Source organism: Salinicoccus roseus (assembly GCF_003814515.1).
Classification (GTDB): Bacteria; Bacillota; Bacilli; order Staphylococcales; family Salinicoccaceae; genus Salinicoccus; species Salinicoccus roseus.
On the sequence record NZ_RKQJ01000001.1, the window covers coordinates 356,526 to 371,261 of the forward strand.

General features: G+C 51.6%; 15 protein-coding genes. 1 reads left to right on the plus strand and 14 read right to left on the minus strand.

What is annotated here, in order from left to right:
* Positions 1–4: 4 nt before the first annotated feature.
* From EDC33_RS01925 to EDC33_RS01950, 6 genes are read right to left on the minus strand one after another with little or no spacing between them, the layout of a single operon-like run.
* On the minus strand, positions 5–988 hold the full coding sequence (locus tag EDC33_RS01925; RefSeq protein ID WP_040104687.1) for an alpha-ketoacid dehydrogenase subunit beta: 984 nt from the start codon (positions 986–988) through the stop codon (positions 5–7).
* Entirely contained in the window at positions 981–1,976 is a 996-nt protein-coding gene (locus EDC33_RS01930) for a thiamine pyrophosphate-dependent dehydrogenase E1 component subunit alpha (protein ID WP_124010629.1), read from the minus strand. The genes EDC33_RS01925 and EDC33_RS01930 overlap by 8 nt, the downstream gene beginning before the upstream one ends.
* Before the next feature lie 13 nt (positions 1,977–1,989).
* Positions 1,990–3,408, minus strand: coding sequence for a dihydrolipoyl dehydrogenase (gene lpdA / locus EDC33_RS01935; protein WP_124010012.1), 1,419 nt, complete (start codon positions 3,406–3,408; stop codon positions 1,990–1,992).
* 11 nt (positions 3,409–3,419) lie between these two features.
* On the minus strand, positions 3,420–4,484 hold the full coding sequence (gene buk / locus EDC33_RS01940) for a butyrate kinase (protein ID WP_124010013.1): 1,065 nt from the start codon (positions 4,482–4,484) through the stop codon (positions 3,420–3,422).
* An 8-nt stretch (positions 4,485–4,492) separates the two neighbouring features.
* On the minus strand, positions 4,493–5,587 hold the full coding sequence (locus tag EDC33_RS01945; protein ID WP_094905578.1) for a Leu/Phe/Val dehydrogenase: 1,095 nt from the start codon (positions 5,585–5,587) through the stop codon (positions 4,493–4,495).
* Between the two features lie 19 nt (positions 5,588–5,606).
* Entirely contained in the window at positions 5,607–6,506 is a 900-nt protein-coding gene (locus EDC33_RS01950; protein ID WP_124010014.1) for a phosphate acyltransferase, read from the minus strand.
* Between the two features lie 161 nt (positions 6,507–6,667).
* On the opposite strand from EDC33_RS01950, the gene EDC33_RS01955 reads away from it, so the two are divergent.
* The gene (locus EDC33_RS01955) at positions 6,668–6,949 is read left to right on the plus strand and encodes a DUF2627 domain-containing protein (RefSeq protein ID WP_094905580.1); all 282 of its coding nucleotides are present in this window, start codon (positions 6,668–6,670) and stop codon (positions 6,947–6,949) included.
* Position 6,950: 1 nt separating this feature from the next.
* Here EDC33_RS01955 and recN read toward each other — a convergent pair whose 3' ends face one another.
* The 8 genes from recN to nusB form a co-directional block, all read right to left on the minus strand.
* Positions 6,951–8,624: a DNA repair protein RecN gene (gene recN / locus EDC33_RS01960; protein ID WP_094905581.1), complete on the minus strand. Its 1,674-nt coding sequence runs from the start codon at positions 8,622–8,624 to the stop codon at positions 6,951–6,953.
* A 15-nt stretch (positions 8,625–8,639) separates the two neighbouring features.
* Positions 8,640–9,092, minus strand: coding sequence for a transcriptional regulator AhrC/ArgR (gene ahrC / locus EDC33_RS01965; RefSeq protein WP_040104681.1), 453 nt, complete (start codon positions 9,090–9,092; stop codon positions 8,640–8,642).
* 81 nt (positions 9,093–9,173) lie between these two features.
* Entirely contained in the window at positions 9,174–9,965 is a 792-nt protein-coding gene (locus tag EDC33_RS01970; protein ID WP_094905582.1) for a TlyA family RNA methyltransferase, read from the minus strand.
* Positions 9,943–11,835 carry a 1-deoxy-D-xylulose-5-phosphate synthase gene (dxs, locus tag EDC33_RS01975; RefSeq protein ID WP_124010015.1) on the minus strand — a complete coding sequence of 631 codons (1,893 nt, stop codon included), beginning with the start codon at positions 11,833–11,835 and terminating at the stop codon, positions 9,943–9,945. The genes EDC33_RS01970 and dxs overlap by 23 nt, the downstream gene beginning before the upstream one ends.
* A gap of 91 nt (positions 11,836–11,926) precedes the next feature.
* Positions 11,927–12,805 carry a polyprenyl synthetase family protein gene (locus EDC33_RS01980; RefSeq protein WP_124010016.1) on the minus strand — a complete coding sequence of 293 codons (879 nt, stop codon included), beginning with the start codon at positions 12,803–12,805 and terminating at the stop codon, positions 11,927–11,929.
* Positions 12,798–13,007: an exodeoxyribonuclease VII small subunit gene (xseB, locus tag EDC33_RS01985; RefSeq protein WP_040104677.1), complete on the minus strand. Its 210-nt coding sequence runs from the start codon at positions 13,005–13,007 to the stop codon at positions 12,798–12,800. The genes EDC33_RS01980 and xseB overlap by 8 nt, the downstream gene beginning before the upstream one ends.
* Positions 12,988–14,340 carry an exodeoxyribonuclease VII large subunit gene (xseA, locus tag EDC33_RS01990; protein WP_124010017.1) on the minus strand — a complete coding sequence of 451 codons (1,353 nt, stop codon included), beginning with the start codon at positions 14,338–14,340 and terminating at the stop codon, positions 12,988–12,990. Before xseA ends, xseB begins: the two co-directional genes overlap by 20 nt.
* Positions 14,327–14,728 (minus strand): transcription antitermination factor NusB, encoded by a 402-nt coding sequence (nusB, locus tag EDC33_RS01995; protein ID WP_124010018.1) that lies wholly within the window; start codon positions 14,726–14,728, stop codon positions 14,327–14,329. The genes xseA and nusB overlap by 14 nt, the downstream gene beginning before the upstream one ends.
* Positions 14,729–14,736: the final 8 nt, after the last annotated feature.

Here is a 14,736-nt window from a genome sequence, read left to right on the forward strand (position 1 = left end):
CTCCTTAATGCTCCGCGAGCTCTTTCATTTTGGCTTCTATCTTGTCGGGGTTTATCATGAAGAAATCTTCCATCGGTGGCGCATACGGCATGGAGGGGACATCCGGCCCTGCGAGCCTCATGACGGGCGCATCGAGATCATACAGGCAGTTTTCTGCGATGATCGCAGAAACTTCGCTGATGACGCTGCCCTCGAGGTTATCCTCTGTGACAAGCAGTACTTTTCCTGTTTTAGAAGCTGCTTGGATGATGCTTTCCTTATCAAGCGGGTAGATGGTCCGGAGATCGAGGACTTCCGCTTCATACCCATCCTTCGACAGCCGTTCAGCTGCCTGCAGGGCATAATTGACGCATAGGCCATATGTAATGACCGTAATGTCATCTCCTTCACGTTTGACGTCCGCCTTGCCGATCGGTACGGTATGATCGCCTTCAGGCACCTCTTCCTTGAGAAGGCGGTAGGCCTTCTTGTGTTCGAAGAACAGCACCGGATCGTTGTCACGGATTGCCGAAATCAGGAGTCCCTTCGCATCGGATGGCGTGGATGGGATCACGACCTTCAGTCCAGGAGTTGAAGCAAAAATCGCCTCAACGGACTGGGAATGGTAGAGTGCACCGTGGATGCCGCCCCCAAAAGGCGCACGGATGACCATTGGACAGTTCCAGTCGTTATTGGAACGGTATCTGATCTTCGCCGCCTCACTCAGTATCTGATTCGTTGCGGGCAGTATATAGTCTGCAAACTGAATTTCCGCCACAGGTCTTTTCCCCATCATTGCAGCACCGATGCTGGTGCCGACGATATTCGATTCAGCGAGTGGTGTATCCAGGCAGCGCATTGCACCGTATTTTTCCTGGAGACCGGCAGTAACCTTGAAGACGCCGCCTTTCTTGCCGACGTCCTCACCGAGGACGAACACACTTTCATCCTGGCCCATTTCGTAGTCGAGCGCCTGGTGTATTGCCTGCAAATAAGAAATTTTAGCCATGGTGAACCTCCTCATATACATGCCTAAGGGCTTCTTCAGGTTTCGGATAAGGTGCTTTTTCAGCAGCTTTTGTCGCATCGGTGACGATTGCCTTCGCTTCTTTTTCCAGTGTTTCGAACCATGCCTCATCTGCAACGCCGTGTTCAAGTATATATGATTTGAATTTAACCAGGCAATCCGACTCCTTCATGGTCTCGCGCTCTTGCTTCTCCCGGTAGCTGTCGTCATCGTCTGAGGAATGGGCAGTCAATCGTGTGGACATCGCTTCGATGAGTGTGGCGCCTTCTCCATTGACAGCACGCTCCCTGGCTTCCTTGACAGCCTTGTATACAGCAATCGGATCGTTGCCGTCTATATGCTCTCCATGCATCCCGTAACCGAGTGCGCGATCCGACAGTTTTTCAGCACCATACTGGAGCTCACGGGGCACGCTGATTGCATAATCATTGTTTTCGATGATGCATATGAAGGGCAGGTCATGCACACCGGCAAAATTCAGCCCTTCATGGAAGTCCCCCTGGTTCGAAGAACCTTCCCCGAGTGTCGTCAGAGCCACCCGCTTCTCATTGTCCATCTTGAATTTGAAGCTTGCACCGACTGCATGGAGGAGTTGTGTTGTTACACTGGAACCCTGTGTCATGATGTTGCAGGATTTTTTGCTGAAGTGCGAAGGCATCTGCTTTCCACCGCTGGAAATATCGCCCTTCTTAGCGAAAGCGGAAAGCATCGTTTCCTCTGCAGTCATGCCAAAATGTGTAACGAGCGCAAGGTCCCTGTAGTATGGGCTGATGATATCCACTTCCCGGTCAAGTGCATATCCTGCACCCACCTGTGTCGCCTCCTGACCCTGGCATGAAATGACGAACGGAAGTTTACCGGCACGGTTGAGCAGCCACATCCTCTCGTCGATTTTTCTTGCAAGGTGCATCGTACGATACATTTCTTTCAGGTCCTCAGGTGTGAGGCCCGCTTCTTTATAATCCAACAATGTAGTGTCCTCCTTATACATGGATACCAATTCCTTCTGCATCAAGTCCGAGCTCCATCATCACTTCCCCTATGGAAGGATGGGCATGGATGGCACTCCCGATTTCAAGTGCCGATGCATCGAGAAATTTGGCCAGAGCCGCTTCGTTGATCAGTTCGGTGGCTCCGGGGCCTATAAGGGATAGGCCGAGCATATCCTTTGTTTCCGGTTCTACAAGCATTTTACCAAATCCTTTGCCGCCATGGGCGATTACCGCTTTCCCCACCGCTGCAAACGGCACCTTATGTACGGAGTATTCCATACCTGCCTCTTTGAGCTCCTTCTCTGTCCTTCCGATCGAAGCGACTTCAGGATGAGTGTAGATGCATCTTGGGACAGTAGTGTAGTCAAGCGTATATGGGCGTTTCTCGGCCATATGTTCGACTGCAATGACGGCCTCCTTGGTGGCCACATGGGCAAGCTGCAGATTGCCGATCACATCCCCTACGGCATAGATGTTCTCATCCTTCGTCTGATAGTATCTGTTGGTGGAGATATACCCGCCATCAAGCTGTATCTTCGTATTGCCGAGGCCGAGGTCTTCGGTGTTCGGTGCCCGGCCGATGGCGACCAGTGCCTTGTCGAAGGTCTCTTCCCCTTCATCGAACTGGAGTGTGATGGCATCTTCCCCTTTGCTGATGCGGTCCTCATCCAGTGCGGTGCCCACCCTGAAGGTGACACCTTCAGCTTCGAGCGCTTTTTTCAATGCGCCTGCAAGATCCTTATCCTCATGCGGAATGATCTGGTTCCCCGCTTCGACTACAGTGACATGCGTTCCGAGGTCCGTGAGTATGCTCGCAAATTCAAGACCGATGACACCACCGCCGATGATCACCATCCTGGAAGGGATATGATCGAGTGTCATCATGTCGTCGCTTGAAAGTACAAGGAAACCGTCGAATGGTAGGAACGGCAATGGCCGCGGGTGCGAACCCGTCGCAACCAGCACATGCTGGTTGATGAGTATTTCACTCTCCGCTTCCTCGTCTTCGGGGTGTTCGACCGCCACCGTACCTGCCATCGGGGAGAATATTGAGGGCCCGAGTATGCGTCCATGGCCATTGAAGACATCCACCTTATGCTTCTTCATGAGATGTCTGACGCCGCTGTACATCTGATCGACCACTTCCTGTTTCCGCTCCTGCACCTTTCCCATATCGATTTCAGGCTCGACAGAACCTATGCCGAAGATGCCGGCATGCTTCATAGTATTGGCAACCTCCGCAGATTTGAGCATGCTTTTTGTGGGTATGCATCCCTTATGGAGACATGTGCCCCCAAGCTTCTCCTTTTCGACGACTGCGGTCTTCATGCCGAGCTGGCTTGCCTTGATGGCTGCAACATAGCCGGCAGTACCGCCGCCCAGTATGACCAGGTCATATTCGTATGCCATTATATCCACTCCTACATATAGGTTTTCATTTCTTCCCTGCCTGTCAGAACACGGTATGCCCCTTCCGCCAGCGCCTGCATCTCCTCTTCCCCCGGATAGACTGAGACCGGTGCAATGAATGAAATATAGGGCCTGACGAGGTCGATGAGATACGTGCTGTGGGCCATGCCTCCTGTAAAGATGATCTGGTCTACCTGGCCCTTCAATATGGCAGAACGGGAGCCGATTTCCTTTGCAAGCTGTGCGGCAAGTGCCCTGAATATCTTTTCGGTGGCTGCGTCCCCGGAAACTGCACGCTTTTCAAGCTCAAGAGCGTCCTGGGTGCCTGCGAGGGAGATGAAGCCGCCCTCCTTCGTCAAGATCTCATAGATGCTGTCGTAATCGAGGCTGTTCTCAGTGATGTATCTGGCCAGACTGCCGTTCGGCAATGAGCCTGTACGGGTCGGGCTCATCGGCCCTTCGCCTGAAAGCCCGTCATTCACATCGATCACCCTGCCCTTTTCATGTGCCCCGACAGTGATGCCGCCCCCCATGTGGGAGACGATGACATTGACATCGGCATACTGCTTTCCGATGGATGCAGCATACTTGCGGGCGACCGCCTTCTGGTTGAGCGCATGGAAGACGGATTTCCTTTCAATGCCGCTGAGACCTGTAAGGCGCACCGCATCGGTCAGTTCATCCACGACCACCGGATCGGTGATGACTGCCCTGCAGCCATACTTTTCACGGAAACGGGCGGCGATGATGCCGCTCAGATTGGAGGCATGCCTGCCATACCTGTATGAGCCGAGATCATCGGTCATCTTGTCATTTATATCATATGTGCCGCCCTCTATCGGCTTCAGCAGTCCGCCGCGTGCGCTGACGATATCGATGGATTCCGGATTGATATCATTCCTCCCAAGGAAGCCTGTGATTGCATCGAGCCTGAAATCTATCTGATCATGGAGCGGCCTGATGATTTCGTCGGTCGGATGACTCATCGTTTCAGATATCAAGCTTTGGTCGTTCTCATATACCGCCACTTTGGTGGAGGTTCCTCCGAGGTTGACTACAAGGATGGTATATTGCATGCGGTCGCCTACCTCCTGTTCAGGGTCGTCACTTCATTGAGTGAGAAAGTGCTTCTGACGCGCATCATGCTGTCGATGCGTTCTTCTGCAAGACGGTCTGCCGCGACAGTCGGTGTTACACCGTCACGCTTGGCGATGGAGAATATCTTATCCATCTGGTTGTATATCTCCTTAACCTTGCTTTTCGCGCGCTCTGCATTATATCCCTGCAGTTCGTCTGCGACGTTGATGACCCCGCCACAGTTCACTACATAGTCGGGCGCGTAGACGATGCCGAGTTCCTCAAGCTGGCTGCCATGCTTGTCGCTGTCCAGAAGCTGGTTGTTGGCGCTGCCGCATACAGCCTTCACTTTAAGTTCTGGAATCGTGTCGTCGTTCAGGATGCCGCCGAGTGCGCATGGTGCAAAGATGTCCGCCTCGACAGAATAGATGTCTTCAATGCCTACCGCTTCAGCACCGAAGTCATTTACCGCCCGTTCCACGGAATCATCATTGATGTCCGTGACGATCAGTTTGGCCCCTTCTTCATGCAGATGTCTGCAGAGGTTGTAAGACACGTTGCCGACGCCTTGGACGGCAATCGTCCTGCCTTCGAGTGAATCATCACCAAACGCTTCCTTAGCCGTCCGCTTCATTGCCATGTATACACCATATGCGGTCATCGGACTTGGATTCCCGCCGGATCCGTATGACTCGCTGATGCCGCATACATATGGCGTTTCCTGATAGATCGTGTCCATGTCATTGACCGTAGTGCCCACATCTTCAGCGGTGATGTACCGGCCACCGAGACTGTTCACATATCTGCCCAGCGCCCTGAAGAAGGCCTCGGATTTGTCCTTCTCGGCATCTCCGATGACGACCGTCTTGCCGCCCCCAAGGTTGAGTCCGGCAGCCGCGTTCTTGTAGGTCATGCCCTTGGCAAGGCGAAGTACATCCTCTATCGCCTCTTCCTCCGTGTCATATTTCCACATTCTGCATCCGCCGAGTGCCGGACCGAGGGTAGTGTCATGTATGCATATGATCGCTTTCAGTCCACTTGTTTCATCGTGGCAGAAAATCAGCTGTTCGTAGTCGTATTGCTCCATCTTTTCAAATATCATTCATTATCACTCCAGTAATTTATTTGGAAATCATCATTGCCAGGTTTATGGAATTATATCTGTCTTCGGCACTGTCCGCCCTTGAAGTCAGCACGATGGGCATCTTGGCACCGGTGATGACGGAAGCGACTCTCGCCCCCGCAGAGTAGACCAGGGATTTATATAGGATATTGCCCGACTCTATATTCGGCGCAATCAGTATATCCACGTCCCCTGCCACCTCCGAGGCCGACCCTTTATGGCGGGCCGCATCTTCAGAAATCGCTACGTCAAATTGCAGTGGTCCCTCTATTGTACTATCAAACCCAAAGTTTTTGGCACCTGAATGTGCAAGCAATTCTGCATCGGTGGTCGATGGCATCTTATCGGTAACTTTGTCCACTGCCGACAGAAGGGCCACTTTGGGCCTTTTGACACCAAGCCGATGCGCGCATTCAAGTGCATTATCGATGATCTTTCCCTTCTGGTCGAGCGTCGGGGCAATGTTCATGCCTGCGTCACTCAGGAGGACGGCCTTGTGATAGTTGGGCATGTCGAACAGTGCGACGTGGCTAAGGAGACGTGTATGTATCAGTCCATATTCCTTTTTTAACACTTCCTTCATTAAAATGGAAGTTGGAACCAGGCCTTTCATGAGTATGTTGGCCTCCCCCGATACAACAAGCTCCAGGGCGCGCACTGCTGCTTCCTGGTCGCCCGCCGCATGATGTATTGTAATCGCATGGCCGAGCATATGGCCGGCACCCAATGAGTGAAGCATGGATTCAAGTGAACTCTGGTCATCCACCAGATGGCAGACCGCCCCTTTTTCTTCAATTATGCGTATAAGGGGCTTCAGCACTTCAGGGTCTGCCGCCCTGCATACTGAAAGCGCTGTCATTTTATTTTTATCCCCTATGAAAATTTCATCGAACTTCATGTTCCTACCTCCCCTGCAATTTTTATTATACATATCCGCATGTGAATTTGCAGGATTTTAGATAAACATGGAATGTTCTGAAGATTCATATAAAATCATTTGTTTTATTACTCATCTCCCATGGGTTATAATGATCCTATACAAATAATCAGGGTGATTCTATGCAGAAGGTGATTGCGCTCGTCATACTTGTCGTACCGGTATTTCTGGCAGGTCTGGGCATCAAATATATGAGGGACAGTGTTTTCGGCATCGTCAATGATCCATTCACGCTTACAGTCGTACAGTTCATCGTCGGACTTGTTCTGACGGTGGCCGGGGTATGGTTCATCGGCGGCTATATACTGCACCGCGAACAGCGTCAGAAAAGGGTTCAGGAACGTTTCCTGGAGAGGTCGAGACAATTGAAGGATGAAGAAAAAAGAGAAAGAGACGAATTGTAGATCAATTCGTCTCTTTCTCTTTGGCTGCTATCAACGTTTTTGCATTCTCCAGTGCTGCATCGGTGATGTCCGAGCCGCTCAGCATCCTGGCAATCTCGTAGACATGGTCGTCCGCATCAAGATATTTGGCGCTTGATGCCGTCCGCTGATCCATGGTCTCCTTTGATACATACAGGTGGTGGTCCGCGAGTGCGGCCGCCTGCGGCAGATGCGAGATTGAAATGACCTGGCGCGTCCTTGAGAGGATCTGCATCTTCTCGGCCATGCGGGTGGCGACGAATCCACTGACGCCGGTATCTATTTCATCAAGGATCAGCATGCTCTGTGCATCGAACTCTGTAAAGATTGTCCGAAGCGCAAGCATCACCCTTGCGATTTCACCGCCTGAGGCGATGCGGTTCATCGCTTTGAGCGGCTCTCCTGCATTGGTGGAGATGAGGAACTCGACACCAGAGAACCCGCGTGAATCGAAGGTCGCCTCCCTGACGCTGATTTCAAAGTCCGCTTCAGGCATATCCAGGTCCTGCAGCTCCTTCTTGATCCTGTTTTCAAGGAAGTGCTTCTGTTCGATCCTGTAGTCATGCAGTTCCTTGGCATGCTTTTCCATCTGCTTCAACATCTTATCCTTTTTCTTTTCAAGGGCATCGAATGACTGTGCGATGTTCTCAAGCTGTTCGATGTCGTCTGCCAGTGCGCGCCTGTAGTCGATCAGTTCGTCCAACGTCTTGTTGTACTTGCGCTTCAGCGAGTTGAGGCTGGAGAGGCGCGCCTGTTTCGCATTGAGGCTCTCCTCGTCGTAGTCCAGGGTGGAAAGGTCACTCCCCACCCTGCTGTCGAGTTCATTCAGCAGATGATAGGCTTCAAGCACCGTATCACTGAATTCCCTATAGCTTTCATCATAGTTGGCCAGTGTTTCAATATGGCCGTGGATGTCATACAGAAGGGCCTGTGGTGCATATTCGGAACTGAGCTGGGAATGTATGAGGGAAAGTGTATTATTGATCTTTTCGAAATTATCGAGGTAGCTTATCTCCTCTTCGAGCCGTTCCTCTTCCCCCTCTTCGAGCTCCATCGCGGTGAGTTCCTCGTACTGGTGCTGATACATCTGGAGCTGCTGTACCCTGTTCTTATCCTTATATTCAAGTTCACTGATCCTGGCTTCAAGGGCTTTGAAGCGCTCGAAGCTGTCCCTGTACCTGCCGAAGGCCTCCCTGTCGGCCACATCGATATAGCGGTCGAGATACCGTATGTGCATGCTGTGCTCGAGTGCTTCGGACTGGGAGGACTGGGAATGGATGCTGACGACTTCATTCATGATGTCCTTGAGGGCCCCGAGGGTGATCATGTGGGAATTTATCTTGATGATGCTTTTGCGGTTCTGCATGACTTCCCTTCTGACGATATAGAGTTCGTCCTCTTCTATGTCATTCTTCGCCAGCAGGTCCTGCATCTTCTCAGATTCAGGAAAATCGAAGACACCCTCAATGACTGCACCTTCGGTTTCGTGACGGATGTCCTCTACCGATGCACGTTTGCCATAGAGGTATCTGATCGCTTCGATGATCATCGATTTCCCGGCACCGGATTCCCCGGAGATGACGGTGAGCCCGCTGTCGAAATCAAGTTCAATATCCTTGAGCACTGCCAGGTTCTTAATCTTTAGACGTATGAGCAAATTAAACACTCCAATTTAGATCAAATTGAATATCCGATCCCTGATTTCCTTCTGTGCTTCCTCGTTCCTGCATATCATGAGACATGTGTCGTCACCACATATCGTGCCGACGACCTCCTCCCATTCGAGCTGATCGATGATGGCCCCGATCGACTGGGCATTTCCGGGCAGCGTCTTCAACACCAGCAGGTTTTCTGTATAATCCAGTTTTACGAAGCTGTCCATGAGATACCTGCCCAGCTTTTCGAGAGGATGGAACTTGCGGTCTTTAGGCATGCTGTAGATGTAGGCGCCGCTCGGAGTCGGCACCTTGATGAGCTGGAGTTCCTTGATATCCCGGGAGACTGTGGCCTGGGTGACATTGAAGTTGTATTCATTCAGCCGTTCCACCAGATCCTCCTGCGTCTCCACCTTGCTGTTGGTGATGATTTCCCTGATCTTTATCTGTCGAATTGATTTATTAGACATGGTTGTCCTCCTCGCGTACCCCTTTTGTATATTTATACATATAATATCACAAAATGGATTTGGATGACATAAAAAAGGACATCAGCCATAAACACTATGCTGAATGTCCTCTTCTTCTATGGTTGATGCTTCCCCCTCGCCATGCCTCAAGTAGAACAGATACTCGATGTTCCCTTTGGTTCCGGTGATCGGGGATCGGGCGAGCCCTTCCGCTGAAAGCCCGAGGGACCCGCATTCTGCGAGTACACGCCGTATTACATTCTCATGCGTTTCCTTTGATGTGATGATGCCGCTGTCCTCCCTTTCTTCAAGGTAGGATTCAAACTGGGGCTTGATGAGCGCAACGATCACATACTCATGTCTGAACAAATGAATGATATGGCGCAATATCGGAATGATGGATGTGAACGACACATCTATTGTGAATACATCCGGCTTCAGGTTGAATTGGGGAGCCTCAGTATCCTTGAAGTTCGTCTGTTCCATGACGGTTACACGATCGTCGGTACGAAGCCTGTAGTCGAGCTGGTTGGTGCCGACATCGACTGCATAAACATGTACAGCACCTTTTTGCAGGGCACAGTCCGTAAAACCGCCAGTGGAACTGCCGATATCGGTGACAACCTTCCCGGACAGCTCCATACCGAAGGATTTTACGGCATGGTCAAGCTTGATGCCGCCCCTCGACACGTATGGTTTGATGTTCTTGAATCGTATATCCGCCTTATTGACGTCGATGATTTCGGATGGCTTGTAGACTGGCTGATTGTTGTTGAGCACCTTTCCCGCCATGATGATCCGCCTGACTTCCTCCAGGGTGCCCAGATTGAAGTGCTCATGGAGATGGTCATCAATTCTTGATTTCTTTTTCATTTTCCAGCTCCAGGAGGGTTTTGGACTGAAGGATGATATTATCTGTAGTGATGCCGATATCCTCCAGAAGCTTATTGACATCCCCATGCTCTACATATTCATTATCGATGCCGATCCGCCTGATTCCATTCTTGAATCCATGGTCGGCCATGAAGGCAGCGATCATACTGCCGAGCCCCCCATTCAGCATGGTCTCCTCGACTGTGAGGACCGGTTTCCCTGCATACCCGATGGATTGGAGCATCTCCTCATCCATCGGCTTGATGAACCGGGCATTGATGACGCCGGCATTGATGCCCGCCTCCTTGAGTGCCACTGCTGCATCTATCGCAAGGTCCAATGTCGGACCGAAGGAGATGATGGAAAGGTCGTCCCCTTCCATGACCGTCTCCCAGCTGCCATATTCGAGAGGTTCACGTGGTGCAGGCGCTTCGATGCCTTTGATGTTGCCGCGGGGATACCTGAGTGCGACAGGTCCTTCGTGCTCGAAGGCGAGGTCGATCATCTGTTCCGCTTCAATCTCATCCTTCGGCATCATCAGTGTCATGTTCGGCAGTGGGGAGATGAAACTGATGTCGAAGACACCCTGGTGGGTCTCACCATCAGCGCCGACAAGTCCACTGCGGTCGATGCCGAGGAAGACGTTCAGGTTCTGACGGTCGACATCATGCAGCAGCTGGTCGTATCCGCGCTGCAGGAATGTGGAATAGATCGCAAGGTACGGGCGCATGCCGCTTGCAGCGAGGCCGCCCGACATGGTGACTGCATGCTGTTCGGCAATGCCGACATCAAAGAAGCGTTCAGGCAGTTCATTCTGGAACTTGATCAGCTTGCTGCCGACAGGCATCGCGGGTGTCAATGCAACGATCCGCTCATCCTTTTTGGCACGCTCAAGGACGGTGTTGGACATGAATTCACTCCATGAAGGTGTGGACTTGCTGCCCAGCACCTCACCCGTGTCTATCTTGTATGGCCCGAGGCCGTGCCACTTGCCGAGTTTGTCGTCTTCGGCAGGATGATATCCCTTGCCCTTCTTGGTGATGACATGGATGACCACGGGACCCTTATAGTCCTTGGAAATGTTTATCGCATTGGACAGCTCCGCAAAGTCATGGCCGTCCACCGGCCCGATATACTTGATGCCGAGCTCTTCGAAGAACACGCCGTCGACGACGAGGTACTTCATGCTGTCCTTTATCCTGTCCGCCATGTCCCTGAGCCTCGACCCCACCTGGGGCAGACGGTTCAGGAAATCTTCTATATCATGCTTGACCCTGTTGTACTGCGTGTTCGTGCGCATCCTGCCGAGCATGTTGTGCATCGCCCCGACGTTCGGCGCTATGCTCATCTCATTGTCATTCAGGATGATGGTCATGTTCGTCCTGTCAGATCCGATGTGGTTGAGTGCTTCAAGGGCCATGCCCCCTGTCAGTGCACCGTCACCGATTACGGGAATGACATGGTGGTCCTCCCCTTTTATATCACGCGCTTTTGCGATGCCCATGGCTGCCGATAGGCTGGTGGATGAATGACCCGCTTCCCAGACGTCATGGTCGGATTCGCGCATCTTCGGAAAGCCGCACAATCCCTTGTATTGTCTGAGCGTTTCAAACTCACTGATCCGGCCGGTGAGAATCTTATGAATATAAGCCTGATGACCCACATCGAAAATCAGCCGGTCATCTGGCGAATCGAAATGCTTATGCAGGGCAATCGTCAGTTCCACCACACCGAGGTTGGCCCCTATATGGCCGCCTGTCCTCGAGCATGACTGGATCAGAAATTCCCTTACATCCTGTGCCAGTATTTTTAGTTCCTCATCATTCTTCTGTTTCAGGAATGATGGGTCTTTTATACTATATAGATTCATATAGCAACCACCTTTAAATTTGCTAATGCCAATTATACCACTTTTATCAACAGGTAAAAAATAAAAATGATAATTCATGGAATATGAATTATCATTGGTCTCTCACTGCAAACATCTGCAGCACATTATGAAGTTCTTCTGTATTGATGTTTTCAGACAGGCGGTCGAGCAGTCCGGCGGCTTCATCCGTAAGGGCGGCAAGCTCCCTGTGGGCGCCTTCCAGCCCATAGGTGCTGACGTATGTCATCTTGTTTTTGCGTTCATCACTGCCTGCCTCCTTGCCCGTAACTGCCATGTCCCCCTCGACATCAAGTATGTCATCCCTGATCTGGAAGAGGATACCCAGTTTTTCGGCAAACGCGATGAGCCGCCCGCTGGTTTCCGGCGGCGCGTCTGCAATGATGCAGGCACACTCCACCGGAAGGACGATCAGCTGGCCGGTCTTGTACTGATGGATGTGTTCAAGCTCGGAGAAGCTGATTTCCTTCCCTTCAGCTTCCATATCGAGCATCTGTCCACCGATCATGCCATTGAAGCCGGCTTTTGATGCAATGCGGCTGATGATGGAAATGCGCTTGTCCGCTGAAAGCGATTCATCTGATGATACGATGCTGAAGCTCTCTGTCAGCAGGGTATCCCCCGCCAGGATGGCTGCCGCCTCACCGAACACCTTATGGTTCGTCGGCTTCCCCCGCCTATAGTCGTCATCGTCCATGGCAGGAAGATCATCATGGATGAGCGAATAGGTATGGATCATCTCGATGGCTGCCGCAGCATCGGCACCTTTCATCGGATCCTCCCCAAGCGCCTCAAGTGTGGCAAATAGGAGGTACGGACGGAATCTTTTCCCGCCAGCCTTTATCGAATAGCTGCTCGCGACACGGATCGTGTCCGATACATGATTCTCTCCGAGGTGTGCCAGAATGCGGGATTCGGTTGCTTCAAGGTATGCCTGCATATCTCTATTCATCCTCTGCTCCCTTACGGTTCAAGGTTTCGACTTTCAGCTCGGCATCTTTCAATATCTTCTCGCACTCCGCAGTCAGTTCGACGCCTTTCTGATAAAGCTTGAGGGATTCTTCGAGTGAAACCTCATCTTCATCGAGCTGCTTGACGATCTGCTCCAGGTGCTTCATCTTCTCTTCAAACGTTTCACTTTTGGTTTCTGTCATCTTCGTTCACCTCTGTCACTTTCGATACAATGCTTCCCCGTGCAAAAGTCGTCTGCACTTCGTCGCCCGGCTGCAGGTCTGCGGCATCCTTGATGATGCCGCCTCCGCCTGTAGTGTAGGAATAGCCCCGCAGAAGTACATTGGTGGGGCTCAGGGAGTTCAGGCTTTCGACCATGCGGGTGAGGTTGTGCTTCGATTCGTTCGTTCTGATTGTCATGGACCGGTCGAGCCGGGACTTCCTGTCATCCAATATTTCAAGGCTCCTCCGTATGGCAGGTTCAGGGGTGTTGTACTTCACACCTTCCTTCAGGGCTGAGAGGCGGTAGTGCCTTTCACGGATGGACTGCTGCATTTTGTCGTCCAGCCCATCCTTCAGGGTGACGAGCTTCTCGGCCTGCTGGTCATAGAGGAGGTCCGGGTTCTTCAGTTTATAGTAGCTGCTCAGGGCATCTAGCTGGTTCCTGCCCACATCCAGTTTCCTGAAGATGCGGTCGGAGATGAAATTCTGGGCCTGGATCAGCCGTTCCATGATGTCCCTCTGATCCGGTACCGCCATTTCAGCAGCAGCTGTAGGCGTCGGCGCCCTCATATCGGATATGTAGTCCACGAGTGTGGTATCCGTTTCATGTCCGATGCCGGTTATGACGGGTGTCTTCATATCGAAGACCTTGAGGGCCACTTCCTTTTCATTGAAAGTCCAGAGGTCTTCTATCGATCCGCCGCCGCGCGCCAGGATGACGACGTCATTCTCGAGCGCATCTGCATGCTCAAGGTTGTCGATCACCGCCTGTCTGCTCTTCGTACCCTGCATCAATGTATTGATGACGGTCACTTCGACAAGCGGGTAGCGCCTTGATAGTGTGGTGAGCATATCCTTTATGGCTGCGCCCGTCTCGGAACTGACGATGGTGACGGTTTTCGGATACTTCGGCAGGAGCTTTTTGTGCTCCTTTGAAAAGTAGCCCTGTTCGGCAAGCTGCTTCTTGTCCTTCTCCAGCTGTTCAAACAGGAGTCCGATGCCGTCCATCTCCATTTTTTCGGCATATATCTGATATTGGCCGCTGGATTCGAATATGCTGACCCTGCCTTCGATGAGGACACTCTGGCCTTCTTCAGGCTTGAACTTCATCCCATTGGCATATCGGGAGAACATGATGGCTCGGATGACCGAACTGCCATCCTTCAGTGCAAAGAATATATGGCCGCTCGTGTGGTGCTTCACATTTGAAAGTTCACCTTTGAGAAAGACCCGTGTCAGATACGGGTCCTGGTCGAATTTATATTTGAGATATTTGGTCAGTGCACCGACGGTGAGATACTTAGTGTTCTCCATTGGATTGTTCATCCGTTTCGGTGATGAAATTCTTCAGGACGCCGTTCACAAAACGGTATCCATCCTTCTCCCCATACAGTTTGGTGAGCAGGATCGCTTCATTGATGACGACCCTCTGCGGAGAATCACCATGGAGCAGTTCGGAGATTGCCGTCCTCAGGATATTGCGTTCGACCTTCGGGATCCTTTCAAGTGTGTAGCTGGTCAGATGATCACTTATGTCGCGATCGACAGCCTCACTGTTTTCGAGGAAATAGTCCACGATCTGCCTGATGTAATCGTAGTCCCTGTAGAGATGATGGAATGCGGTCTCCTCCACCCCAACCAGGCCGTGGTCGACCTGGAAGATGATCTGGAAGATTTTTTTACGTTGCTCGTGTCTGTTCATTATTAACA

Coding starts and splice junctions, on each gene's coding strand:
- EDC33_RS01970 (WP_094905582.1), bottom strand. CDS start 9,965: ATGAAAAAGAAATCAAGAATTGATGACCATCTCCATGAGCACTTCAAT.
- EDC33_RS01955 (WP_094905580.1), top strand. CDS start 6,668: ATGCAGAAGGTGATTGCGCTCGTCATACTTGTCGTACCGGTATTTCTG.
- xseA (WP_124010017.1), bottom strand. CDS start 14,340: ATGGAGAACACTAAGTATCTCACCGTCGGTGCACTGACCAAATATCTC.
- dxs (WP_124010015.1), bottom strand. CDS start 11,835: ATGAATCTATATAGTATAAAAGACCCATCATTCCTGAAACAGAAGAAT.
- EDC33_RS01980 (WP_124010016.1), bottom strand. CDS start 12,805: ATGAATAGAGATATGCAGGCATACCTTGAAGCAACCGAATCCCGCATT.
- lpdA (WP_124010012.1), bottom strand. CDS start 3,408: ATGGCATACGAATATGACCTGGTCATACTGGGCGGCGGTACTGCCGGC.
- EDC33_RS01945 (WP_094905578.1), bottom strand. CDS start 5,587: ATGATATTTGAAAAGATGGAGCAATACGACTACGAACAGCTGATTTTC.
- EDC33_RS01950 (WP_124010014.1), bottom strand. CDS start 6,506: ATGAAGTTCGATGAAATTTTCATAGGGGATAAAAATAAAATGACAGCG.
- xseB (WP_040104677.1), bottom strand. CDS start 13,007: ATGACAGAAACCAAAAGTGAAACGTTTGAAGAGAAGATGAAGCACCTG.
- nusB (WP_124010018.1), bottom strand. CDS start 14,728: ATGAACAGACACGAGCAACGTAAAAAAATCTTCCAGATCATCTTCCAG.
- buk (WP_124010013.1), bottom strand. CDS start 4,484: ATGCAATATACCATCCTTGTAGTCAACCTCGGAGGAACCTCCACCAAA.
- ahrC (WP_040104681.1), bottom strand. CDS start 9,092: ATGTCTAATAAATCAATTCGACAGATAAAGATCAGGGAAATCATCACC.
- EDC33_RS01925 (WP_040104687.1), bottom strand. CDS start 988: ATGGCTAAAATTTCTTATTTGCAGGCAATACACCAGGCGCTCGACTAC.